Annotated in this window: 22 protein-coding genes; 18 read left to right on the top strand and 4 right to left on the bottom strand. The window is 61.9% G+C overall.

What is annotated here, in order from left to right; translation table 11 throughout:
- Nucleotides 1–234: 234 nt before the first annotated feature.
- The 4 genes from rsgA to M2360_RS07540 all read right to left on the bottom strand — a co-directional run bounded on the left by rsgA (nucleotide 235) and on the right by M2360_RS07540 (nucleotide 4,230).
- The gene (gene rsgA / locus M2360_RS07525) at nucleotides 235–1,257 is read right to left on the bottom strand and encodes a ribosome small subunit-dependent GTPase A (protein ID WP_280774092.1); all 1,023 of its coding nucleotides are present in this window, start codon (nucleotides 1,255–1,257) and stop codon (nucleotides 235–237) included.
- Nucleotides 1,258–1,311: 54 nt separating this feature from the next.
- The gene (locus tag M2360_RS07530) at nucleotides 1,312–1,488 is read right to left on the bottom strand and encodes a hypothetical protein (RefSeq protein WP_280774093.1); all 177 of its coding nucleotides are present in this window, start codon (nucleotides 1,486–1,488) and stop codon (nucleotides 1,312–1,314) included.
- A 253-nt stretch (nucleotides 1,489–1,741) separates the two neighbouring features.
- Nucleotides 1,742–3,217 (bottom strand): FGGY-family carbohydrate kinase, encoded by a 1,476-nt coding sequence (locus M2360_RS07535; protein ID WP_280774094.1) that lies wholly within the window; start codon nucleotides 3,215–3,217, stop codon nucleotides 1,742–1,744.
- A 56-nt stretch (nucleotides 3,218–3,273) separates the two neighbouring features.
- Nucleotides 3,274–4,230: a sugar-binding transcriptional regulator gene (locus tag M2360_RS07540; protein ID WP_280774095.1), complete on the bottom strand. Its 957-nt coding sequence runs from the start codon at nucleotides 4,228–4,230 to the stop codon at nucleotides 3,274–3,276.
- Nucleotides 4,231–4,366: 136 nt separating this feature from the next.
- Here M2360_RS07540 and M2360_RS07545 point away from each other — a divergent pair, with 136 nt between their 5' ends.
- The 18 genes from M2360_RS07545 (at nucleotide 4,367) to M2360_RS07630 (ending at nucleotide 24,786) form a co-directional block, all read left to right on the top strand.
- Nucleotides 4,367–5,722 (top strand): sn-glycerol-1-phosphate dehydrogenase, encoded by a 1,356-nt coding sequence (locus tag M2360_RS07545; RefSeq protein WP_280774096.1) that lies wholly within the window; start codon nucleotides 4,367–4,369, stop codon nucleotides 5,720–5,722.
- Between the two features lie 3 nt (nucleotides 5,723–5,725).
- Nucleotides 5,726–6,538, top strand: coding sequence for an HAD-IIB family hydrolase (locus M2360_RS07550; RefSeq protein ID WP_280774097.1), 813 nt, complete (start codon nucleotides 5,726–5,728; stop codon nucleotides 6,536–6,538).
- Nucleotides 6,535–8,076, top strand: coding sequence for a glycerol-3-phosphate dehydrogenase (gene glpD / locus M2360_RS07555; RefSeq protein ID WP_280774098.1), 1,542 nt, complete (start codon nucleotides 6,535–6,537; stop codon nucleotides 8,074–8,076). Before M2360_RS07550 ends, glpD begins: the two co-directional genes overlap by 4 nt.
- Before the next feature lie 124 nt (nucleotides 8,077–8,200).
- Nucleotides 8,201–9,088, top strand: coding sequence for a sugar ABC transporter permease (locus M2360_RS07560; protein ID WP_280774099.1), 888 nt, complete (start codon nucleotides 8,201–8,203; stop codon nucleotides 9,086–9,088).
- Between the two features lie 2 nt (nucleotides 9,089–9,090).
- Nucleotides 9,091–9,972, top strand: a complete 882-nt coding sequence (locus M2360_RS07565; protein ID WP_280774100.1) for a carbohydrate ABC transporter permease — start codon at nucleotides 9,091–9,093, stop codon at nucleotides 9,970–9,972.
- Nucleotides 9,973–10,048: 76 nt separating this feature from the next.
- Nucleotides 10,049–11,548: an extracellular solute-binding protein gene (locus M2360_RS07570; RefSeq protein ID WP_280774101.1), complete on the top strand. Its 1,500-nt coding sequence runs from the start codon at nucleotides 10,049–10,051 to the stop codon at nucleotides 11,546–11,548.
- Nucleotides 11,549–11,626: 78 nt separating this feature from the next.
- Complete coding sequence (locus M2360_RS07575) at nucleotides 11,627–12,352, top strand: SDR family oxidoreductase (RefSeq protein WP_280774102.1); 726 nt, start codon at nucleotides 11,627–11,629, stop codon at nucleotides 12,350–12,352.
- A 32-nt stretch (nucleotides 12,353–12,384) separates the two neighbouring features.
- A complete protein-coding gene (gene ugpC / locus M2360_RS07580; protein ID WP_280774103.1) occupies nucleotides 12,385–13,449 on the top strand; it encodes a sn-glycerol-3-phosphate ABC transporter ATP-binding protein UgpC in 1,065 nt (354 codons plus the stop codon).
- 59 nt (nucleotides 13,450–13,508) lie between these two features.
- Nucleotides 13,509–15,557, top strand: coding sequence for a bifunctional aldolase/short-chain dehydrogenase (locus tag M2360_RS07585; RefSeq protein ID WP_280774104.1), 2,049 nt, complete (start codon nucleotides 13,509–13,511; stop codon nucleotides 15,555–15,557).
- A 7-nt stretch (nucleotides 15,558–15,564) separates the two neighbouring features.
- Nucleotides 15,565–16,662 carry a glycerol-3-phosphate dehydrogenase gene (locus tag M2360_RS07590; protein ID WP_280774105.1) on the top strand — a complete coding sequence of 366 codons (1,098 nt, stop codon included), beginning with the start codon at nucleotides 15,565–15,567 and terminating at the stop codon, nucleotides 16,660–16,662.
- Between the two features lie 206 nt (nucleotides 16,663–16,868).
- On the top strand, nucleotides 16,869–18,359 hold the full coding sequence (locus M2360_RS07595; RefSeq protein WP_137154192.1) for an extracellular solute-binding protein: 1,491 nt from the start codon (nucleotides 16,869–16,871) through the stop codon (nucleotides 18,357–18,359).
- 182 nt (nucleotides 18,360–18,541) lie between these two features.
- Nucleotides 18,542–19,456 (top strand): sugar ABC transporter permease, encoded by a 915-nt coding sequence (locus M2360_RS07600; RefSeq protein ID WP_280774117.1) that lies wholly within the window; start codon nucleotides 18,542–18,544, stop codon nucleotides 19,454–19,456.
- Nucleotide 19,457: 1 nt separating this feature from the next.
- Nucleotides 19,458–20,291: a carbohydrate ABC transporter permease gene (locus M2360_RS07605; RefSeq protein WP_280774119.1), complete on the top strand. Its 834-nt coding sequence runs from the start codon at nucleotides 19,458–19,460 to the stop codon at nucleotides 20,289–20,291.
- A gap of 1 nt (nucleotide 20,292) precedes the next feature.
- The gene (locus M2360_RS07610) at nucleotides 20,293–20,592 is read left to right on the top strand and encodes a hypothetical protein (protein ID WP_280774121.1); all 300 of its coding nucleotides are present in this window, start codon (nucleotides 20,293–20,295) and stop codon (nucleotides 20,590–20,592) included.
- Between the two features lies 1 nt (nucleotide 20,593).
- A complete protein-coding gene (locus tag M2360_RS07615; RefSeq protein ID WP_280774122.1) occupies nucleotides 20,594–21,664 on the top strand; it encodes an ABC transporter ATP-binding protein in 1,071 nt (356 codons plus the stop codon).
- Nucleotides 21,665–21,674: 10 nt separating this feature from the next.
- The gene (locus M2360_RS07620) at nucleotides 21,675–22,760 is read left to right on the top strand and encodes an ABC transporter ATP-binding protein (protein ID WP_280774124.1); all 1,086 of its coding nucleotides are present in this window, start codon (nucleotides 21,675–21,677) and stop codon (nucleotides 22,758–22,760) included.
- Nucleotides 22,761–22,814: 54 nt separating this feature from the next.
- Nucleotides 22,815–23,762: a sugar kinase gene (locus tag M2360_RS07625; RefSeq protein WP_280774125.1), complete on the top strand. Its 948-nt coding sequence runs from the start codon at nucleotides 22,815–22,817 to the stop codon at nucleotides 23,760–23,762.
- A 16-nt stretch (nucleotides 23,763–23,778) separates the two neighbouring features.
- Nucleotides 23,779–24,786, top strand: coding sequence for a dihydroxyacetone kinase subunit DhaK (locus tag M2360_RS07630; RefSeq protein WP_280774127.1), 1,008 nt, complete (start codon nucleotides 23,779–23,781; stop codon nucleotides 24,784–24,786).
- Nucleotide 24,787 lies beyond the last annotated feature (1 nt).

Raw genomic sequence — 24,787 nt, forward strand, 5'->3', positions numbered from 1 at the left:
CATAACCTGAAGGCCGCAGGTTCAAATCCTGCCCCCGCAACCAAAAGCAATTCCTAAAACGCCCAGTGATAAAATCACTGGGCGTTTTTGCGTTCCGGAAAATGCTCCCACCGGCAAGGCGGCGGAAACAGCAGCCGCCGTTTTGGCGCATCTGTTGGTTTCCCAATGAAGGTTTTCGGACCCGACTGTCCTGCCAACAGGCGCAAGCGCCCCTCGGCGATCACATTGCCACGTTCAATATTTCTTCTTGCGAACTATCTTGTTGCCGCGCGCCCCGCTGATGGTCGGGGTTCTTGCTCGATTCTCAGACACGAGGCTTTGCCACCGTTCGACGCGATCGGCGGCGATAGCGCCGCTTTTTACGGCCGCCTGAACTGCGCAGTCCGGCTCATGCGCATGGGTGCAATCGCGAAATCGGCAAAGCGGCGCAAGCTCCACGATGTCGGCGAACAGCGTGTCGATGCCATCGGTGACATCGCTGACATAGAGCGATCTGATCCCGGGCGTGTCGATGACCCAGCCGCCGCCGGGAGTGGCATGCAGGGATCGCGCGGTCGTGGTGTGACGGCCTTGCGCATCATATTCGCGGATTGTACCGGTTTTCTGCTTTGCGTCGGCCGCCGCGCCGGTCAGCGTGTTCACCAGCGTCGATTTTCCTACCCCGGAGGATCCGACGAGCGCGACCGTTTGGCCCGCGCCGCACCACGGGCTTAACAGAGTATTTGCATCGCTGGAGCGTCCGTTCAGGGCAATGACCGGCAGATCACGCTGCAGCGCCTCCGCCTGGGACTGAAACAGGCCTACGTCTTCGGCAATGTCGGCCTTCGTCAGCACGATGACCGGGTTGCTCCCAGCCTGGTTGGCCATGATCAGGTAGCGTTCCAGTCTTTCACTGTTGAAATCAGCATTGCAGGACGTCACGATTAACAGCGTATCGACGTTGGCGGCGACGAGTTGGAGACCCCGTCCTGTCTCTGGACGTCGCTGCAGAATGGTTTTTCGCTCGAGCCGGCGGACAAACATATTGGAGTGCGGATCTGCAAGCAGCCAATCGCCCACCGCGAATTCCGCCGTGTTGGCATTGGCTGGAAGCTCCAGTTCGACTGGCCCCGCGACACTGATGGCTTCGATGCGCGCCCGGTGAACCGATGCGACGCGCCGCGGCGCGAGGTCTGCTTCGTCAGGCTCGATCTGATCTTCGAAGAAGTCGGACCAACCGAGCAGTTCCAAGGCTGTGGGAAGACGGGAGTTTGTCAAATTCTGCGTCGCATTCGCTGAAGGAGTTGCAGATGGTTTTCGAAGGTTTCGCGCCTAGTTGCGCCGCGCCTCTCGCTTTGGCAAAGTATTCGCATAAGCGGCAGCCTCGCCGGGATAGGGGAAAGGCTCCAGCACCTGTCGGTCGCCGTCATAGACCTGAAAGGCGGGTCCATCGAGTTCCACGATCTTATACCCGTTCACATATTCAAACTTTGGCGTTTTCCAGCCCATAAGGGATCTCCGGTTTCGGCCCAATGTTTCAAACCTCCTGAGATGAGGTCCGATCTTCACACTCGGCAGGCTCTTGCTCTATCAGGTGTTTGCGCAAAAGACGAATTTATCTCTGCCAATCCGCTCTCCGCTGCCGATCTCAGGCAAAGCGAGGCGCGAGCCGCCGACGTGACGTGTGAGATAAAGACAATGCCGTGCAAACACCCGAAGATTGCCAATCACTGCCCCGGCCGCCGGCTTTCGCGCGCCTGCGCTATGCCCTACGATAGACGTCAGCCTGGCGCCGCGACAGGTCTTCCCAAACGGCGTGAGCGCCAAGATCCGGTTCTGTCGCCTCGGCCTGATGAGACATGGCTTTCGCAGCGGCCCTAAAATCGTCAAACCAGCCGGCCCCGACGGCGGCTGAAATGCCTGCGCCGAGCGCCGACGCCTCATCCGAAAGGCTGCGCCGTACGGGAAATCCGGTGGCGTCCGCCACCATCTTGCGCCACAGCGGGCTCGCCGCGCCGCCGCCGATGACATAGATCTCTTCAGCGCCGGGAGCGGCGGCTTGCATCAGTTTGAGCGCGCGGGCGAATTCGAGCGTGATGGCTTCAAGCGCGGCGCGATAGAGATGGCTCATCCGGTGGTTCGGCCCCAAGCCGACAAAAGAGGCGCGGGCTTCTTCGTCCCAATGCGGATCCATGCAGCCCATCAGATAGGTGCAGGCCAAAACGCCGTCGGCGCCGATTGGAATGTCCATCGCTTCGCGTTCGAGCCGCTGGAAGATCGCCGGATCGCTGCGTCCGCCGGCGAAATTGTCGATCAGCCAGTTGACGAAAAACGCGCCGGCCCGCTGTACGGCTTCCAGAAGATAACCCTCGCCCGTCGGGGAAATCAGCGTGCGCCAATAGGAACTTATCGCCGGGGTGGGCGACCAGACACCGCCGACCACAGCGGTTCCCAGATTGAGATAGACGGTTCGCGGGTCAATGGCGCTGACGCCGAGGCCAGCGCAATGGCCGTCGCCACCGGCAGCGTAGACGGCAAGACCTGAGGGAAGGCCGGTGGCCGCCGCTGCTTCTGGCGTAATCCGGCCGAGCAGCGCGCCGGGCCGATGCGCGACCGGCAGTTTTTCGAGCCCGATGCCGAGATGATCGAGGATCGGCCGCGACCATTCCTTCTTCTCGATATCGAAAATGCCGAACGGGTCGGCGCTCGTCCATGTCGCCGCCGGTTCCCCGGTCAGATGCATCACTAGAAAGTCGTGAACCGAAAGAATGTAGCGGGCTTGCTCGAGAAGCGCGGGCTCATGGGCGCGGTAGTGCCTGAGGCGAAAGACGCAGGGAATGACATCAACGGGTTTGCCTGAAACGCGATGGAGATAGTCGCGTCCAAGTTCATCCGAAAGCACATGCGTCATGTCGCGGGCGCGGCGATCCAGCCAGACGGTCGCCGGCGCCAGAGGCTTTCGATTCTCGTCCAACAGCGCCATTGTTTCGCGTTGGTTGGAAATCGCCAGTCCATCGATGCGGCTGGGATCGATCCCGGCGACGCATTTTCGCAGCGCTGTGCAGGCCGCAATCCACCACTCGCTGGAATCCTGCTCGGCGCGATAGGCGTCGGGCGTCAGCAATATGTGCGGCGCGCGGCCTTCGCTGCGTGGTTCCCCAGTTTGAGTCCAGGCGATGGCCTTGACCGACTGGGTCGACGAATCCATGCCGATGACATAGCGTTCGTTCGGATTCATGCGGCTCCTCCTTCCGCTAGACTTCCGTATGGTCGCCGACGCGGAGGCCGCGGCGGTCATCTCTCGAGCAAGGCTTCTCCCGTGGCCATGTCCGTGACCAGATGCGTTGCGTAACCGCCGGTGAGCGTGGCGAGAATCGCGTCGATCTTGCTCAATCCCCCGGCGACGCAGATGCGGTTCGGCGTCTGCTTCAGTTCATCCAGCGCAATGCCGACCATGCGGGCGTCATGCTGGCCGCCGACGCCGTCTCCCGCAGCGTTGATGAACCGGCCGATGATGACCGCCACCGCGCCGTCGCGCACATAGTCGTCGATCTCCTGCTGGCTGGCGATGCCAGATATGCGAACCGTGCTCTTTGCGCCAACATCGCCGACGCCAAACAGAATGCGGTTGGTCGAATGGATCAGGTCGAACTGTTTCTTGAGCACCGGCTCTTCCAGCAGCATGTCGCGCAATTCGCGGGTCGACAGCACGGCCGGGGCGAGCAGGTTGACGCAGCGCGCGCGGATGCGGCTCGACAACAGCGAGGTGCAGAGTTCCGGCGAAAAATCCGGTTCGCCTGTCGAACTGCCAGACACCTGCACCACGGTGAGATCATTGACGGGGTCGGGCAGGGTGATCTGGTTGGCGACCGACAACACGGTTCTCCCCCATGCGACGCCGATGACGTCTCCCTGCTTGATCTGGTCGGCCAGCACGCGGGCGCCCGCATCGCCGAGGCGGCGCACGAGGTCCCGATCTTCCCCGGTGGGAATGACCAGCGCGCCGTCGAGCCCGAAGCGGTCCATCAGCCGACGCGCGATTTCGGTGCGTCCGCTCGCCTGCGTATTGAGACGGATCGAGACGATGCCGCGTTCCCGCGCCTCTTGCAGATAGTTCACGATCGTCGCCCTGGACACGTTGAGCGCCTTGGCGATTTCGCTCTGGGTCATTTCATCCGCGTAATAGAGCCACGCCGCCCAGGTGACGGCGTCCTCGAATTCGGTCGGCTTTTCGGCCACGCCTTCCAGCATGTGTTTCCTCTAGCAGTCTTTTCATCTCCATCTGATGGCATTGGAAGACAAATGTCAATGTCGCCTGTCATCTGTGTTGACAAGTGTCACGAACTGGTGTCACTTGTATCCAAGCAATAAAAATTGGATGACGGGAATGGAAACGCTGAGGAACCGGGGCGCCGCAGATGGCGCGCCCATGGGCGGCTGGACCGCGCTTATCGATGACATCGTCGCAGGCGAATGGACCAATCCGGAAACGGGCGAACGTCCGTCCGTGCCCTATGACTCGATCGTCATCGCCGAAAGCCTTGATGGCCGGGAAGCCGAGCTGGTGAAGAGCCTCGAACTCGGCAAATCCTTCACTGTCGTTGCCGATCACGCGACCTGGGAAGCGATGGGCAGCCGCGTCGCCAAGGCCTTGGAAACGCTTGGCCCGGTCAAGACGGTCTTGCTCGATCACCCGCATGCCGACATGGCGACGGTCGCGGACTTGACGGAGCGGCTCAAGGGGGCCGAAGGGCTGGTGGCTGTTGGATCCGGCACCATCAATGACCTGGTGAAATATGTGACGGGGCTCGATGGCCGTCGTTATTGCGTGTTCGGCACGGCCGCGTCGATGAATGGCTACACGTCCACCACCGCCTCCATCACGCTGGACAGCGGGCTCAAGGTTTCCTTGCCGTCACATGCGCCGGCGGGTTTCTTTGTCGATTTGTCAGTGTCGGCTGCGGCGCCGACCTATCTGTCGGCGGCAGGATTTGCCGATTGCATCTGCCGGTCGGTGGCGCAGGTCGATTGGTGGATGTCGCACCGCTTGCTGGGTTCGGTCTACGCCAATTCGCCCTATCTGATTCAGGCCAATGACGAGATCGAACTCAATCGTCGCGCCGCCGGGATCGGCCAGGGCGATGTCGAGGCGAATGGCTATCTCTACCGCGTGCTGACGCTGTGCGGCCTCGGCGTGTCCTTCACCGGCATGTCCCATCATGGTTCGATGGGCGAGCACCAGATCTCGCATTACATCGATTGTTTTGCCGGCGACCGGCATCCGGGCACTTTGCATGGACAGCAGGTTGGCGTCGCATCCTTGACCATGGCGCGCATCCAGCGGCGCTTTCTCGACAGCGCGACGCCGCCGAGGATCGGACCGACGCGGATTGATCGCGACGACATGGTCAGGCGGATGGGCGCGGATGTGGCAAGCCAATGCCTGGCGGATATCGCCCCCAAGATCTACGATCAGCGCGCGGCGGACGAGATCAATGAACGTCTGGCCGACCTCTGGCCGACCCTGCGTCGCGAGCTTCAGGCCTTCGTCATTCCCGTCGACGAGATGACGCGCCTGCTGAAGGATGCGGGCGGCCCGACAACGGCGGCTGAGCTCGGCGTTCCCGTCGACTTTTATCGCGAAGCGGTGATCCATTGCCGGGAAATGCGCAATCGCTATTCGTTCCTCGATATCGCCGCCGACAGCGGCGTGCTCGAAGATCTCGCCGCAGCGGAGGTCTGAGCCATGCGCGCGGTCGCCGATATGCCCATCGAGACGGCCAGAAGCGTGACGACGCTGTTCGCCGATATCGACGACACCTTGACGACAGACGGACGACTGCCGGCCGCCGCCTATGCGGCGCTGGAAGCTCTTTCGGAAGCAGGCGTTTCGGTAGCGCCGATCACGGGTCGGCCAGCCGGCTGGTGCGACATGATCGCCAGAATGTGGCCCGTCGCGGGCGTAGTGGGCGAAAACGGCGCTTTCTATTTTTCCTATCATGCGAGCGATCGGCGCATGCGCCGAGTTTTCGCCACGCCCGACCAGCAACGCGCGGAAAATCGTCTGCGGCTGGAGCGGGTGCGCGCCCGGATTCTCGCCGAGGTCCCGGGGGCCGCGATCTCGGCCGATCAGCATTATCGGGAAGCCGATCTCGCCATCGATTTCTGCGAGGACGTGCCGCCGCTCGGCGCCGGCGAGGTCGATCGCATCAAGCGCATTTTCGAGGAGGAGGGCGCCGTCGCCAAAGTGTCTTCGATCCATGTCAATGGCTGGTTCGGCTCCTATGACAAGCTGACCATGACCCGGCGCTTCGCCATCGATGTGCTGGGCCTCGATATCGACGGCGCCAAGGACAGGATCGTCTTCGTCGGCGACAGCCCCAACGATGCGCCGATGTTCTCCTTCTTCCCGAATGCCTGCGGCGTCGCAAATGTGCTGAAATTCCTGGGGCGTATCGACGCCGAGCCGGCCTATGTAGCCAGCGCCGAGGGCGGGCAGGGTTTTGTCGAAGTCGCCGAACGCATTCTCGCGGCGCGATCGGGGAGGGCGGCGGCATGACGGCTCCTCTCTACGACATCGCGATTATTGGCGGCGGCATCAATGGCGCGGGCATCGCCCGTGACGCGGCGGGCCGTGGCCTCAAAGTGTTTCTTTGCGAGAAGTCCGATCTCGGCTCGGCCACATCTTCGGCCTCGACCAAGCTCATTCATGGCGGTCTGCGCTATCTCGAACATTACGAGTTCCGTCTGGTGCGGCATGCGCTGGCCGAACGTGAAGTGCTCTGGAGCATCGCCCCGCATATCATCTGGCCGCTTCGTTTCGTGCTGCCGCATCGCAAGGGGCTGCGCCCCGCATGGCTCTTGAGGCTGGGTCTCTTTCTCTACGACCATATCGGCGGTCGGAAGAAATTACCGGGGACGAAGACGCTACGCTTGAACCGCCATGAAGCGGGCGCGCCGTTGCGGGATGTCTCGTCGATCGGCTTCGAATATTCCGATTGCTGGGTGCAGGACAACCGGCTCGTCGTGCTCAACGCCCGCGACGCCGAAGAGCGGGGCGCTGAGATCCGCACCCGCACACGCTGCACCCGCGCATTCCGCGATAACGACATCTGGAAACTGTCGCTGGAAAATCTTGGCGACGGAACGGTGGAAACCATCAGGGCGAAAGCCGTGGTGAATGCCGCCGGCCCCTGGGTCGACCGAGTGCTGGCAACGGCCATCGGCCGCAATGCGCCGGGCTCCGTGCGCCTGGTTCAGGGCTCCCACATCGTCGTGCCCCGGCTCTACGACCACGACCGGTGCTACATTTTCCAGAATCCGGACGGGCGCATCATTTTCGCCATCCCTTATGAGGACGACTTCACGCTGATCGGCACCACCGATGTCGATTTCTCCGGCGATCCCTCGGCGGTGACCATCACGCAGAAGGAAATCGATTATCTCTGCGCGGCAGCCTCGTCCTATTTCAACCGCACGGTCGCTCCCGGCGATGTTGTCTGGACCTATTCCGGCGTCCGCCCGCTCTATGACGACGGCAAGGCCAATGCTCAGGAGACGACGCGGGACTATGTTCTGACGCTGGATGCCGAAGAGGGCCAGCCGCCGCTCCTCAACATTTTCGGCGGCAAGATCACCACCTATCGCTGCCTGGCGGAAGACGCCTTGGCGCGGCTTGCGGAGACGTTTCCGGAATGGAGCCGCGGTCACGGCTGGACGCGCCGACAGACTTTGCCGGGCGGCGATTTTCCCGCCGGCGAAGCCGGTCGCCTCGCTGTCGATCTCCAGCGCGACTACCCGTTCCTGACCGAGAAGCCGGCGCGACGGCTCGTCCGTCATTACGGCACGGAGGCGCGTCTCATTCTCGGCGGCGCACGGGCGGCGTCCGACCTCGGAAGAATGTTCGGTCCCGAACTGACCGAGGCCGAATGCCGCTTTCTGATGGAGCGGGAATATGCGCGGGACGCCGAAGACATCGCCTTTCGCCGCACCAAGGCAGGCATTCGCATGAGCCGCGAGGAGCTTGCCGCGCTCGGCGAATGGATGGCGACGGTAGACGACCGAATGTCGGCGCGAAAAGGCGTAGCTAATGGCTGAGACGGCGTCGCCATAGAGGGCGGCGCGCGCATGACCGGCGGACGAGGAGCCGCCGGGGTTTGAGAGGATGGGACGCGGCCTGTTTCCGCGTCCGGTCGGCATTCGCTCTTGGGAGGAGTACGGAATGTCCGTATTGCAGGTGAAACGCATCGCGATCTCGGATTCGCCATGGCCTTGGCTGGCGCCGCTTGTCGCGTTGCTCGTCGTCTTCACGATCTATCCGTTGCTCTACAATATCTGGCTGAGCTTTCACGAGTTCCTGCCGCGCAAACGCACGCTCGCTTTTGTCGGCTTCGACAATTGGATCCAGCTCTGGAACGATACGCGATTCTGGAGCGCGCTCGGCGTCACTTTCGTCTATTTCTTCATCGCCCTGATTTTCGAACTCGTGCTGGGCATGGCGATCGCTCTCTTGCTGGATGCTGAACTGCCGGGGTTCGGGGCGCTGCGCGCGGTGCTGTCGATGACGCTTGTCATCCCCCCCGCCATCGCCGGCATGATGTTCCTTCTCATGGAAGACCCGCAATTCGGCGTGATCACCTATTTCCTCAACCAACTCGGCCTTCTGGACAAGACGACGCCTATTCTCGCCACGTCCTCTTTGGCGTTGACCGGGGTGCTGGTCGCGGAGATCTGGCAATGGACGCCGTTCATGGTGCTGATTTTCATGGCCGGCCTGCGCTCGCTGCCCGCCGAGCCCTATGAGGCCGCGATGATCGACGGCGCTTCCGCCGTACAGATGTTCCGTCGCCTGACGCTGCCGATGATGAGCCGCGTCATCGCCGTCGCCATTCTGCTGCGCGGCATCGATCTGTTCCGCGTCTTCGACTATGTCTTCGTCATGACCTCGGGCGGTCCCGGCACCGCTACCTATACGGTCAGCCTGTATGCCTGGCAGCAGACCTTCAGCAATCTCAAATGGGGTTATGGCGCGACCCTCAGCCTGGTCAGCCTGCTGATCGTCATGGTCATGGCCAATCTGTTCATCAAGATCTTCAAGGTGAGGTGGTGACCATGCGCCAGAGCAGAACCGCAAGCACCGTTCGAACCATCGCCGGCTGGCTCGTTGTCGCGATCTTCTTTTTTCCGATTTTCTTCTGGACATCGGTCGCTTTCCGCGACGCTCGGGACATTTTCAGCTGGCCGCCGAAATTCATCGATTTCGACCCGACCGTGCGCAATTTCGAGAAGGTTTTCGGCATTTCGCTTGGTTTCGGCTACGGCACCCAGGAAACCGTCGATCCCGGCGGCGGCAATTTCTATATGGCCCCGCGTCTTCTCGATTCCATCATCGTGGCGACGTTTTCGACGATTCTGGCCATCGTGGTCGCCACGCTTGCCGCCTATTGCCTGTCGCGCATGCATTTCCGTGGCCGCCACGAATTCGTCAACTGGGTTTTGTCGACGCGCATGATGCCGCCGGTGGCGGTGGCCATTCCGATGTTCTTCATCTTCAAGCAGTTCAGCCTGCTCGACACCTATCTCGGCGTGATCCTCGTGCACGGGCTGATGAACCTGCCGCTCGCCGTGTTGCTGATGAAGAGTTTTTTCGACGATATCCCGGCGGAAATCGACGAAAGCGCGCTACTCGACGGCGCCTCGCGCTGGACCATCTTCCGCCGCATCGTTTTGCCGATGGCAAAGGGGGGCATCGCCGCCTCCGCCGTGCTCTGCTTCATCTTCAGCTGGACGGAGTTCCTGTTCGTCCTGACCCTGACGCAGACCGGCATCAAGACCGTTCCCGTCGTGTCCTCGACCTTTGTGACGTCGATCGGCACGGCATGGGGCAACATGGCCGCCTTGGGAGCGGCGGCCATCGTGCCAGCCTTCATCGTCATCCTGCTGGTTCAGCGGCACCTTGTGCGCGGCCTGACCATGGGATCGCTGAAGCAATGAACCGGCGGCCTGGAGGGGCCAGCCGAAACACCAATCCGGCCGACGCTTTCGTCGTTCGATAGAGGAGGAGAAGAGCATGAAAGACAGTTTGAGAAAATCATATCTGGCTTCGATCACGGACAAGTTCGTCCGCGGCCAGATGGGCCGGCGCGACTTCTTGCGCGCGGCCGGAAAGCTCGGATTGGGCGCCAGCGCGCTCGGCATGGGTTTTGGAAATCGTCCCTTCAGTATGGTTTCGAGCGCCCAGGCCGCCGAAGAACTGACGCCTAACCCGGAAATCCTCGCCTGGCTCAAGGATGTCGCCAAGCCGTTTGCCGGCACGACGCTGAAACTCGCGACGGAATCGACGCCGCCGTCCAACGCGATCAATGGCCAGCTGAAGAAGTATTTCGAGGAAGCGACCGGCATCAAGGTCGAAATCGAAGTGCTGCCGCTCGAACAGGTGCTGCAGAAGCTGACGCTCGACGTCGCCTCCTCGCTCGGCACCTATGATCTCTATTATATCGACCAGAGCTGGGCGGCGAGCTTCAGCCAGGATGTGTTCGATCCGCGCGAACAATATTCCGGCAAGGCGGACCTCGCCATGCCCAACTATAATCTCGACGACTTCCTGCCGGCGCTGGTGGACGGCATATCCAAATACGAGGATCGCTGGGTCGGCGTGCCCTATGACATCCCGATCTTCATCATGATTTACCGCAAGGACATCTACGACAAGTTCAGCCTCAAGGCGCCGGAGACGCTGGAAGAGCTGTACAGCAACTCCAAGATCATCACTGAGGAAATGGGGCCGACCGTCTATGGCACCTCCGGCCAGATGAAGTCGGGCCATTACAGTCTCGAATGCGACTGGACGGCCTGGCTCTGGGGGCATGGCGGCTCGATCTTCGGACCTGACGGCCAGTTTACCGGCAATGATGAAAGAGGCATCGCCGCGATGGAATACTGGACCAAGCTCAAGGCAACCATGCCTCCGGGCGTCGATGGTTGGACCTGGGACGGTCAGGGTCAGTCGGTGGCGCAGGGCGTTGCGGCCTCCATGTTGTCCTGGGGCGAGTTCTTCCCCTATTTCGACGATCCGACCCAGACCAAGGTTTCGGGACTCTGCGAAGTCGCGGTGCCGCCGCGCGCCTCGTCGCTGCGAACCGTCAAGGAAACCGGCTATGGCGAAATCCCCGGCGTCGGCCATCAGGGCGGCTCCTCGCTCGCCGTCTCACGGTATTCGAAGAATGTGGACGCGGCCTGGATCTTCATGCAATGGGCGACCTGCGCCGACACCCAGGCGTTGATCACCACGCTCGGCGGCGGCACAGGCCCAACGCGCGCCAGCGTCTATGACGATCCGCGCGTGCTTTCGCATGCGCGAGTCGGCGCCGGCACCACGCGCCATCTGCCGGTGGTGCGCGAAACCATTGCCAAGCATATGGGCTCGGAGCCGGATCTTCCGGAATGGGCGCAGCTGTCGAGCGACACGATCCCGGTTGGGCTCGGCAAGTATTTCGCCGGCAATTACGGTTCTCCCAAGGAAGCCATGGACGACATCGCCAAGCAGGTTGGCGAAGTCCTCAAGGGCTGATCCCGCGAAGCGGGCGCGGGGGAATTATCTCCCGCGCCCGTTCCCAGGTGTTGAACAGCAGCAATCCGAGAGTCTGACATGACAAGCAAACCTCTGATCGCCATCACTGGCGCAAGCTCCGGCATCGGCGAGGCGACCGCCAGGGCCTTCTCCGCAGCAGGCCATCCTCTGCTCCTGATGGCGCGCCGTCTGGATAGGCTGGCAGCGCTCGGTCTGCCGAATGCAGTGCTGAAGAAGGTCGATGTGCGCGACCGAACCGCAATTGCCGACGCCGTGCGCGATGCGGAAGCAATCCACGGCCCTGTCGATATGATGTTCGCCAATGCCGGCATCGCCCGGCTCGGCGACATCGCCAAGCAGCCGCCCGAGGAATGGGACGAGATGATCGACATCAACGCCAAGGGCGTGATGAACAGCGTGCATGCGGTGCTGAACGGCATGATCGCTCGCAAGACCGGCACCTTGATGATGATGAGCTCGATCGCCGGCCGAAAGGTCTATCCTGATCACACCGTCTATTGCGGCACCAAATATTTCGTCCATGCGATTTCCGAGAGCCTGCGCGCCTATCTTGCGCCGCATGACGTGCGGGTGATCGTGCTGTCGCCGGGGATCATCGACACGGAAGTGCTTGATCATGTGAAGGATGAGACGACGCTCGCCAATTACAAGGCCAACAAGGCGGCCATCGGCGGCGGCATCTCCGCCGACATCGTCGCGCAACGGATCCTTGACGCTTACCAACTGCCGCAACGGGCCATCGTGCAGGAAATCGTCATTACGCCGACCCGGCAGACATACTGACGCGCAGACCTTCTCTTTGATTGGAATTCGACATGGCCACCGTGGAATATAAGAACATAGGCAAGTCCTTCGGCGCCTTCACCATCATGCGGGATATTTCCTTCCTGATTGAAGACCACCAGTTCGTGGTGCTGCTCGGTCCCTCGGGATGCGGCAAGACCACGCTGTTGCGGATGACCGCCGGACTTGAAACGGTGACCGCCGGCGATCTGATGATCGGCGGCCGCAGGGTCAACGACGTGCATCCCCGCGACCGCGACATCGCCATGGTGTTTCAGAACTACGCCCTCTATCCGACCATGAAGGTCTATGAGAACATCGCTTTCAGCCTGGAAGTGGCCAAATTGCCGCCCGCCGAGATCAAGAAGCGGGTGGAGCGGGCGGCGGAAATCCTCAACCTGACGCCCTATCTGCAGCGCTATCCCAAGGAACTGTCCGGCGGCCAGCGCCAGCGCGTCGCCATGGGCCGCGCCATGGTGCGCGAAGCGGCCGTTTTCCTGTTCGACGAGCCGCTCTCCAATCTCGACGCCAAGCTGCGCGCACATATGCGCACCGAGATCCGCCAGCTGCACAACCGGCTCAAGACCACGACGATCTATGTGACCCACGACCAGATCGAGGCCATGACCATGGCCGACAAGATTGTGGTGATGCGCGCCGGCAAGATCGAGCAGATCGGCACGCCCGATGATGTCTATGATCGGCCGGCCAGCAAATATGTCGCCGACTTCATCGGCTCCTCGGCGATCAATTTCCTGACCGGCGTCGTGGTCTCGGACAATGGCGCGCCCGCCGTCGACACCAAAGCGGGGAGGGTGCGGATTGCGTCTTCTCATGCCGTCGAGCCCGGACGGCGCGTGGTGATCGGCATGCGACCGACCGATGTGACCGTTGACGAGGCAGGCGGGATCGCGGCGCGCTCGTTGCTCATCGAGCGCATGGGGCATGACGCGCAGCTCTGCTGCGAAGGCCCGGAGGGTCAGTTCCTCGCCATCGTCGACAAGGGCGCCCGTTTTGCCGGCGGACAGGATATGCGCTTTTCGATTGCGCCGGAGAAAGTGCACGTCTTCGACGCGGAAACCGAAAACCGGCTCTGAAGAGCCAGAAAACTGACAGTGATCCCGCCGGTCGCCGCGCGGGCAGGAAGGATATTGCCATGAAATCGAGATGGAACGACGGCGATTTCGCCTCCGTGGTGCAGGCCTATGTCGACAAGGGCGTCAATCGGGATCTCGCCATCCGCACTTATACGACGCGGCTGCTCGGCCAGGATCCTGAGCTCGTGCTGCATGGCGGCGGCAACACCTCCGTCAAGACGGTCATCGCCGATCGCGACGGCTCCGATGTCGATGTGCTCTGCGTCAAGGGCAGCGGCTGGGACATGGGCGTGATCGAACCGCAGGGGCTGCCGGCGGTTCGGCTCAAGCCGCTTCAGGACCTGGTGAAATTCGACAGTCTCTCGGATGAAGACATGGTGATGCTGCAGCGGCGGCTTCTGCTGGATCCCGCCGCGCCCAATCCCTCGGTCGAAGCCATTCTTCACGCCATCCTGCCGTTCAAGCATATCGACCACACCCATGCCAACGCCATCGTCTCTCTGACCAATCAGCCGCATGGCGAAGAGCTGGTGCGGGAGCTTTTCCCCGACAGCATCATCGTGCCCTATGTCATGCCCGGCTTCGTGCTGGCGAAAGTCTGCGACGAGGCGTTCCGCGCCCAGCCGCGCGGCGACAGCATGATCTTGCTCAAGCATGGGATTTTCACCTGGTCTGAAGATCCGCGCGAGGCCTATGAGGACATGATCGCCAAGATCGACACGGCGGAGCGCGGGCTGGCGCGCGGACGTGCGCGACCGTTCAAATCCTCTCCGGTCGTGAAACCTGTTGCGACTGCCGAGGACATTGCGCCCATTCTGCGGGGCGCTATCGCCATCGATACCGGGCAGGAAGGGGCGCCGAAGCGGTTCATCCTCGAGCACCGGGCAAACGACAGGATCCTCGACTTCTGTAACGCGGACAATGCCGGCGATCTCGTGCGGCGCGGCAACGCGACGCCCGAGCATGTGCTGCATATCAAGCGCTACGGCGTCGCGCTTCCCGCGCCGGATCCTGAAAAGCTGGACGATTGGGCGCGGGACGTCCGCGCCGCCGTCGCCCGCTATGCGGAGGAGTACAAGGCCTATTTCGAGCGCAACAATGTGCGGGTCGGCGGCATCAAGACCATGCTCGATCCGATGCCGCGCGTCTTCTATGTCCAGGGCGTCGGCCTGTTCGCCGCCGGTCAGACGGCCAAGAACGCCCGCATCGCCGCCGACGTCGCCGAAGCGACCATCGACGTGATCACCAAGGCCGAGGGCATCGAGGCGTTCGAAGCTCTGTCCGAAGAAGATCTGTTCGACATCGAATACTGGTCGCTGGAGCAGGCCAAGCTCGCGAAATCCGTCGAAAAACCATTGACCCGGCAAGTGGCGGTCGTCACGGGCGGCGCCGGCGGCCTGGGTCTTGCGATCGCCAAGGCGCTGAAAGCCGATGGCGCGGAAGTGGTTCTCGTCGACATCGCCGAGGAGGCGGTGAAAGCCGAGGCCAAAAAGCTGGGTGGGCTCGGCGTTGTGTGCGACGTGACGGACCCGGTTTCGGTGAGCACGGCGATCGGCAAGGCGGTAACCGCCTTCGGCGGCGTCGACATCGTCATTTCCAATGCCGGCGCCGCCTTCCAGGGCAAGCTCCTGGATGTCGCGGACGACATCTTCCGCAAGTCGATGGACCTCAATTTCTGGAGCCATCAACTCGTGTCGCGGGAAGCGGCGAAAGTGATGCGCAAGCAGCGCACGGGCGGCGCGATTGTCTTCAATATCTCCAAGCAGGCCGTCAATCCCGGTGCAGAATTTGCGCCTTACGGTGCGGCCAAGGCTGCGGCGCTGGCGTTGATGCGCCATTCGGCCATCGAATACGGGCCGATGGGCGTGACCTGCAACGCCGTCAATGCCGACCGCATCCGCACCGGCCTGATGACGGACGCCATGGTCGAGGAGCGCAGCCGCGCGCGCGGCGTCACGCCGCATGATTATATGCGTGGCAATCTTCTCGGACGTGAGGTGACGGGCGAGGATGTGGCGGAGGCCTTTTTGCATCTCATCAAGGCCCGCGCCACCACTGGCGCCGTCCTGACGGTTGACGGCGGCAATGTCGCCGCGATGATGCGGTGAGGCGATCATGGCGAAGATCGTAATCATCGGCGCCGGCGTCATGGGCTCGGCGCTTTCGGTCCCGGCGGCCGACAATGACCATAGTGTGACTCTTGTCGGTTCGCCCCTTGATGACGGGATCATTGACGTCCTGCGGACGCCCGGCGGCGTACATCCCAAGCTGGATGCGCGCCTGCCGGATGGGGTTCGACCGATCACGCATGCGCAACTCCAGGCGGCAGAGCTGGAAGACGCCGATGTGATCGTCGCCGGCGTCAGCAGCCCCGGCATCGGCTGGTTCGTCGATTATGTGGGACAGAGGTTGAACCGCCCCAAGCCGATCGCCTTCGTCACCAAGGGGCTTGATCTTGTCGGTGACACACTTGCGACCTATGCCGACACGTTGCCGCATCGCATGCCGTCCATGCGGACATTTATCGGCATCGGCGGGCCGTGCATCGCTCGTGAACTCGCCAATCGCCTGCCGACCTTGTCGATCTATGGCAGTGCGGATCACGAGGCGGCCAAATGGCTCCGCAGTCTGATGCAAACACCCTATTATCGGCTGGCGACAAGCGCTGACGCTACTGGTCTCGAAGCCTGCGCCGCCCTGAAAAACTTCTACGCCATCGGCGTCAGCGCCATGCAGACCCGGTATCCGGATGACAAGCGCGCGGATGGGCAGTCGAAGAACCCATGCGCCGGCGCTTTTTCCGTGGCCGTGCGGGAAATGACCGAAATTGCCGCTGCGCTGGGCGGCGACAGCGACACAGCTGTCGGTCTGGCGGGCCTAGGCGATTTGCATGTCACCGTCGGCGGCGGGCGCAACAGCAGGCTAGGACACGGTCTCGGTTCTGGCCGGACCGTCGCGGACGTTGTCGGCGCCGAATTGTCTGGAGAAACGGTCGAAGGAGTCGACACCGCCTGCTTACTGGCCCGTTGGCTGGAGAAACAGGACCGTTCGGCCGAGCGATTTCCTCTCGCCTCGGCGATCATAATGGCTGTGCTGGAAGAGCGCGCTTTCAGTTTCGATTTCGCGACGCTCCACTTGTCCGGTCCTGAGTTGTCGCCTGAAGGCTTGCTCCATGAACCGCAGGCGCCCTTGGCCAACAACTCCGGAAAATAGCCAGGATCATTGGACGTGTGGGACACAGGCATTTGCTCAGGCCCTGTTGGAACCTCGCCGGCATTATTTTCCCGATGCGTTGGCAAGCTGTTGACAAAATACGGCACATGATCAACAAATGTCAAAGTGACTGGTTGAGGAACCGCTAAAGTCACGCGTCGCCGCCGCGGGAGGAGCCGAGGGCGGCATTTCGGGAGGAGATCTCAATGACTGTGGATTCCGGTGACAAGACCGGCGCGCGTTTCGTCGTGCCGAGAAGAACGATACTGAAAGGCGCGGCGGTTGCCGGTCTTTCCGGCGCGATGTCCGCGCCGTTCATCAACCGCCTGATGGCTGCCGAAAGCCATCCGCTGGCGGGCAAGAAGATCGAGATGAACATTCTCGGCATCGCCGGCTGGTTGCCGTCTTCGCTCGGCGTGAAGATGTCGCCGCTGTTTGCCGATTATGTGAAGGAAAGATACGGTTACGACGTCAGTTTCGGCTTTGCCGAGGCGCCGTTCTCGGACCTGTTCCAGAAGGCGGCGACGTCGCTGGCGACCAAGAGCCAGGAATACAACATCATCATTTCCGACAGCCAATGGCTCGGCGCGCTCGCCAAGCCCGGCTGGATCCTGCAGCTCAACGACATCATCGCCAAGAACAAGAACCTGCAGCTCGACTGGTATTCCGACACCGTCGTCAACACCTATATGAAATATCCCGATGGCAGCGACCAGATCTGGGGCCTGCCGCAGGAAGGCGACACCAAGGCGCTTTACGTCCGCAAGGACCTCGTCGAGGATCCCAAGGAACAGGCTGCCTTCCAGGCCAAATACAATATGAAGCTCCCCTCGACCTTCGAGGAATATGAGAACCTCAACGCCGAAGACTATGAAAAGATCATGGAGTTCTTCACGCGTCCGGATCAGGGTCTCTGGGGCGCCGCCTGGCAATATAGCCGCGTCTACGATTTCTGCACCTGCCCGCAGCTCTCGATCATGTGGAGCCGAGGCGGCGACATCTGGGATCCGAACACCGGACAGGTCGAAGGCATTCTCAACACAGATGAGAACGCCAAGGCCATGGAGCTCTACAAATCCTGGCTCAAATACATGCCGCCTGGCGCGACGAACTTCGGCATCGCCGAGGAAATCGATGTCTGGACCCAGGGCAAGGTTGCGACCTGCCTGCAATGGGCGGCCGTCGGTCTCGCGATGATCACGCCCGAGAACAAGGACAAGGTGCTCGTCGTGCCGCCGCCGAAATTCGGCAAGGGCGACCAGGCCAAGCGCATCTATTGCATGGGCGGCCAGCCCTGGGTGCTCAACGCCTTCAATGACGACGAGAAGATGCGCGTCGCCATCGACTTCATGAACTGGTGGTATCTGCCCGAGACCACGCTGGAATTCGCCAAGCGCGGCGGCAACCCCACCGACAAGGCGACGCTCTCCAATCCGGATTTCGACAAGATCAATCCGTGGAACCGGGCCTACAAGTTCATGCTGGAAACCGGCCGGTCGCGCGACTTCTGGCACCATCCGCGCTATTCGGAAATGCTCGCTGTGCAGCAGGAAGGCTTCACCTCCTACATGACCGGCTCGACGGCCTCGGCCAAGCAGGCGCTCGACTATATCGCCTGCCAGCAGCAGCAGATCCTTTATGACGACGGCTTCGCCAAGGAAGGTCCCTCCGACGCCTGCTCGGCCGCAAGCCTCTGAGGTCTCGCGATCTCTGGGCATCCGCCGGTCGTCGATAGGGCGACCGGCGGACCTGGCTCTCGTTCAAGCGTCTCTCCCGGCGGCGGTCGGCATGACCTTACCGGCCGCCGCCAACCCCAACTATGAGCGCGCGCCGCGTCCTTTTCGGATCAGCGGGCGCTTGCCGCAATGGATGGAACATCATGGCGTCAACGAAATCGCCCCAGGCGTTCAAGGACGACAGGCGCGTCATCATCTTCGCGCTCCTGGCTCCGGTGCTCGCCTTCTTTATCGTGTTCAACACGATCCCGACGCTCTGGCTGCTGGGGCTTTCGTTTCACAAATTCTCGCTGCTGAATGGCACGCCGCCTGAATATTTTGGGTTTCGGAACTTTCAGGACATCTTCCGCAACAAGAACGGCATCTGGGGCGATCTCGGCCGGACATTCCTGTTCGTCGGCGTGGGCGTTGGAATACAGACCCTGCTTGGCATTCTGCTCGGTTTTCTGTTCTGGGGCTCCAAGAGCATGCCGGGCCGTCGATTGGCGCTCACTCTGCTCTTTACGCCGATGGTGCTGACCCCGGTCGCCACCGGCACCTTCTTTCGTTTCATCTATGATCCGACCTTCGGCGTCCTGAATGCGCTTGTCGGCTGGATGTCGCCGACCGGGACGATCGATTTCCTCGGCAATCCGCAGATCGCCTTTTGGGCGGTGCTCGCCGTCGACTGCTGGATGTGGACGCCGTTCATGACGCTGATGACATTGGCTGCGCTCGGCTCGGTGCCCAAGGCCGAACTTGAGGCTGCCGAAATCGACCGTCTGTCCTGGCCTAAGCGCGTCTCGCTCGTCATATGGCATCACGGCAAGTTCATTCTGATGCTCGGCGTCCTCTTGCGCACCATCGACAGCTTCAAGACGCTCGACTTGGTCATCCCTATGACCAAGGGCGGTCCCGGCCAGACGACGCGGCTTGTGGCGGTTGAGCTTAACAAGCAATCCTTCGAAAGCTTCAATATGGGCTGGTCATCCGCCTATTCGGTGCTGTTGCTGCTGATTTCGATCGCAATGACCTCGATGTTCATCTTCATACTCAATCGCCGCCGCAGAGGACGCTGACATGTCGGAAACTCTTCGCGCTCGTCTGTATCACGTCACGCTCTGGATCGTGTCGCTGCTGTTCTTCTCGCCGGTGGCCTGGATCATCCTGTCATCGTTCAAGACGCGGGAGGATATCCTTGCGACGCCGCCCAAGCTGTTTTTCTCGCCGACGCTCGCCAATTACGGCGACCTGTTCGTCACCAACACATCCTTTCTGCTGCAGCTCGGCAATTCGGTGCTGCTGTCGGCGGCGGCGGTGGTGATCGCGGTCTTCGTGTCGTTTCTCGCCGCCTTCTGCTTCTCGCGCTTCAAGCCGAAAGGCACCGATTTCCTGATGTTCCTGCTGTTGTCCATCCGCATGCTGCCGGGCCCGGCGGTCATTCTGCCGGTCTATCTCATGTATGTGGCCTTCGGCTGGAAGGACAATCATCTGGCGATGATCCTGTTCTATGCGATGTTTTCCATTCCCTTCTCGGTCTGGATTCTCAAGGGATTCCTCGACGGCGTGTCCACCCGCTTCGACGAAACAGGCCGTGTGAATGGCGGCTCCTGGGCGCATATCATCTTCCGGGTCGTGCTGCCGCAGGTGAAGCCGGGGCTCATCGCCGCCTTCATTTTCAACATGATCTTTGTCTGGAACGAGTTCCTGTTCAATTTCATCATCGGCGGCGTCTCGACGCAGAACATTCCCTATGCGCTCGCGGTCGGCGCCTATTCCGATGGCGGCCTCAACTGGACCTTCATCTCGGCGCTGACGTCGATCTACATTCTGCCGCCGGTGCTGTTCATCTACTTCTTCCAGAAATATCTGCTGGTCGGCATGACCTTCGGCACCGTGCGCGGGGAGGTGTGAGATGGAGCGCGAGGACATGAAACCCGCCAGCAGCTTTATCGATCGGCTCGAGACCGTGTTGATGGCGCTCATCCTTCTCGGCATCCTGCTGGTGGCCCAGCAATATTCGGTGCTGGTCTTCCGCATCGGCCTTGGCATCCTGGTCAGCGCGACCCTTCTGCAAATCGCGGTGGGCAACACCCCGCGCGACCTCACCGTCGCGAAAAGCCTGCTGCGCATCGTCATGCTGCTCGCGGTCGTCGCCCTCATCTTCGGTTTGGGCATTCTGCTTGCCCCCTATTTCGCTACGATCGGACGTTGACATGCATGCAGTGGAGTATCAGTCCGTCAGCAAGGCCTATCGCGGCGCATACGCGATCGACCAGGTGACGCTCGCGGTCGAGGAAGGCAGTTTCACGGTCGTTTGCGGCCCGCCCAAGTCCGGCAAATCCACCCTGTTTCGCCTGCTGGTCGGGCTGGAGCAGGTGGATGCGGGGCGCATCTTTCTCGGCGGCCGCGACATCACCCATGCGCCGCCTTCCGAGCGCAATGTCGGCTATGTGCCGCAAAGCTTCGCGCTCTATCCGCATCTCAATGTCTACGACAACATCGCCTATCCGCTTCATCTCTCGGGCGCGCCGCGCGAGGAGATCGCCCGCAAGGTGGATGCGACGGCCGGCATGCTCTCCATCACGCATCTGATGAAGAAGACGCCCGATCAGCTTTCGGGCGGTGAAAAGCAGCGCGTCGCTGTCGCGCGCGGGCTTGTGAGAGACGCAAAGGTCTTCGTGCTCGACGATCCGCTGGTCGGTCTCGACTATAAGCTCCGCGAGCGGCTGATGGATGATCTCAAGCAGCTTTGCGCGGAGCTTCGCACCACATTCTTCTACGCCACCTCGGATTCGCTCGAAGCGTTGACGCTCGCCCAATCGCTCGCCGTTCTCGACGCTGGCCGACTGGTGGAACACGCGCCCGCCGTCGATCTCTATCTCGAGCCGCAGCAGGCGCGCAGCCTGGAGATTGTCGGCTTTCCGCGCGCCAACCGGATCGATTGCGTCGCGCGAGACGGGCGCATCGATTTCGCCGGATTTTCCTTCGGCTTGCCCGCAGGCGTCTCAACATCAGAACTTCTGCTCGGCTTGCGGCCCGAACATGTGCTCGTGGGCGCGGCGGACGGTCGGGAGGGGAGGGTGACTATTGTCGAACATCTCGGCTCTGAAATCGTTCTCTATGCGGAGCTCGCCGGCGTGTCGCTGACTGCGGCCTATCCGGCTTCGGGCCAGCGCGCGCCCGAGATCGACAGCGCCGTCAGCATCGGCATCCGCGCCGAGGCCGTGATGATCTTCGATAAAAACTCCGGCCGCTTCCTCGGCCGTTGTCAGCCCCTTGCATGAGGAGAGGACCATGGCCCGCATCGTCATCGAGAACCTGACCAAAAAATTCGGCGCTTTCACCGCCATCCGCGACATGGACGCCGTCTTTGCCGATGGGCAGGTGACCTGCCTTCTCGGCCCGTCCGGCTGTGGCAAGACGACGCTCATGCGGATGATCGTCGGTCTGGAAAAGCCGACCTCCGGTCGCATCCTGTTCGACGACCGCGATATGGGCTCGCTGCCGCCGCGCAAGCGCAATGTCGGCATGGTCTTTCAATATCCGGTCATGTACCAGACCTTGTCGGTGGAAGAGAATATCTCCCTGCCGCTCGAACAGGACAAGACGCTGTCGGCGTCCGAGCGCACCCGCCGTATCGACGAGGTTCTCGACATTCTCGACATGCGCGACAAGCGCAAGCTGTTCATCGGCGATCTCGACGCCGGCAGCCGGCAGAAGGTCGCGGTCGGTCGGGCCGTGGCGCGGCGCTCCGATATCGTGCTGTTTGATGAACCCACCACCAATGTCGAAGTGCATGCCAAGCTTCTGCTGATCAGGGCGTTCAAGCTCGTGACCCAGCGGCTCAGGCAAACCATCGTCTATGTCACCCATGACCAGACCGAAGCGATGACGCTGGCGGATCGCGTGGCCCTGATGCGCGATGGCCGGATCATCCAGTATGACGCGCCGGCTCAGCTTTACGAGACGCCCGCCACCGAATTCGCCGGCTGGTTCCTGGGCAATCCCGGCATGAATTTTCCGCCGGCGCGGGTGAGGGGAGGGTGGTTGGAAACGCCGCTGGCGTCACTCCCGCTCAAGGCCGGCGAGGCGGCACCAATCGATGGCGAACTTCGGATCGGCGTCCGGCCCGAGCATGTGACCCTGTCGGGGGAGCCGAAAGCCGGCAGCGTGCCGGCGGTGATCCGCGACATGAATGTGACGATCGCCGGACGGTTCATCGTCACCCTCGATGTCGGGGGCGTGACGGTCAAGGCCAAGACCGACGGACGCCCTGATTTCGGGCGCGGCGCGACCGCCCATCTGCATGTCGATCCTGTTCATATGAGCCTTTACAGGGACGGAGTGCGGGTCGGCGCCCTGCCAGGCTATGCAGCATGACAATGAGGGCAAAACGGCGCCGGTTCGAAGCGTCGCCCGAGAGGAGGAAGCAACATGCATGATGTGTCGGTCATAGGCCTTTATATTCTGGATATTCTCGGGCGTCCCGTCGACGCTATCCCGCCGGGCGGGCAGGTCGATTTCATCGATGAAATCAGGCTGACGGTCGCCGGCACGGCCGGGGGAACCGTTGTCGACATCGCCAAGATGGGCCTAAACTGCCTGGCGGTCGGCGCTGTCGGCGACGACGAGAAAGCCGATTTCATGCTGGCGACCATGGAGAAATTCGGGATCGACATCGGCGGCATGCAGCGGCTGTCCAGCGTCCCATCCTCGGCGACCATCCTCAATGTCCGCCGCAACGGCGAGCGGCCGGCCCTTCACCAACGCGGCGCCTCCGATCATTTCGACGTGCCCGAAAGCGCGTATGACACGGTGCTGGCGCCGCCGATCATCCATCTCGGCGGCACCGGCCTGTTGCGCAAGCTGGATGGCGAGCCCAGCCGAAAGCTGCTCGCCGAAGCCAAGAAGCGCGGCCGGACCACGACTTTCGATCTCATCGCCGCCAATGCCGCGACGATTGCGGTGGTCGAGCCGCTTCTGCCCTATATCGACTATTTCATGCCGTCGATCGAAGAAGCCTGCGCCATGTCGGGCCAGAATACGGTCGAAGACGCCGCGCGCTTCTTTCTCGACAAGGGCGTGAACGCCTGCGTCTTCACCCTTGGCGGAGACGGCGCCTTCTATGCCGATCAGGCGGGCGCCCGGCTGACGCGTCCGGCCTATGCGATCGATGTCGTCGACACCACCGGCTGCGGCGACGCCTTCGACGCGGGCTATGTCGTGGCGTTGCATCACGGCATGGATCTGGAGACGCGGCTATCCTTCGCCCAGGCCTCGGCGGCGCTGGTGGCCACCGGGCTCGGCTCGGACGCTGGCATCCGTTCCTTCGACCAGGTGATGGATTTCATGAAAACTCAGCCGGTCCGCAGCGGCCGGTAGCGTGAAGGGGGCTCCCATGCAGACCAAGAAGATCATCAATGACGGCGCGAACGCGGTCGATGAAATGGTGGACGGCATTCTGGCCGCCCATCCCGAGATCCTGACCTGCGCCGAGGATAACCGACGCGCCATCGTTGCGCGCCAGGCACCGCGCAAGGGCAAGGTCGGCATCCTCATCGGCGGCGGATCGGGCCATGAGCCCACGTTTCTTGGCTTCGTGGGCAAGGGGCTGGCCGACGCCTGCGCGGTTGGCAATGTCTTCGCTTCGCCGCCGCCGGACCCGATCATGGCTTGCACCCGCGCGATCGATGGCGGCGCCGGCGTGATTTACCTCTATGGCAACTACGCCGGCGATGTCATGAATTTCGACATGGCTGCCGAAATGATGGCGCTCGACGATATCGAGGTGCGCACGGTGCTGACCACCGACGACATCGCCTCGGCGCCGCGCGATCAACGCGAAAAGCGCAGGGGCGTCGCCGGAAATTTCTTCATCTTCAAGCTTGCCGGCGCTGCAGCCGACAAGATGCTATCGCTGGACGAATGCGAGCGCATCGCGCGAAAAGCCAATGACTGCACCTTCACCATGGGGGTGGCGCTGTCGCCCTGCTCGCTGCCGCAGACGCGGAAATGGAATTTCTCCATAGGCGACGACGAAATGGAAGTGGGCATGGGCATCCATGGCGAGCCCGGCATTTCCCGCGAAACGCTCGCAAGCGCAGATGTCATCGTTGACGCCATCATGGACCGCATTCTTGCGGAAATGGGCGCTGCTTCAGGTGAAAAAGTCGCGGTGCTGATCAATTCGCTCGGCTCGACGCCGTTGATGGAGCTTTATATCATGAACCGGCGGGTCAGCCAGCGGCTCGCCGAGGCCGGACTAGAAGTCTACAAGACCTGGGTCGGACCCTATTGCACATCGCTGGAAATGGCGGGCGCTTCGGTGACGGTTCTGCATCTTGATGCCGAACTGACGGAAATGCTGGACCAGCCCTGCGACTGCGCGATGTTTCAGGTGAAGTGAG

The sequence above is a fragment of the Rhizobium sp. SG_E_25_P2 genome, assembly GCF_029892285.1.
Taxonomy (GTDB): Bacteria; Pseudomonadota; Alphaproteobacteria; order Rhizobiales; family Rhizobiaceae; genus Rhizobium_E.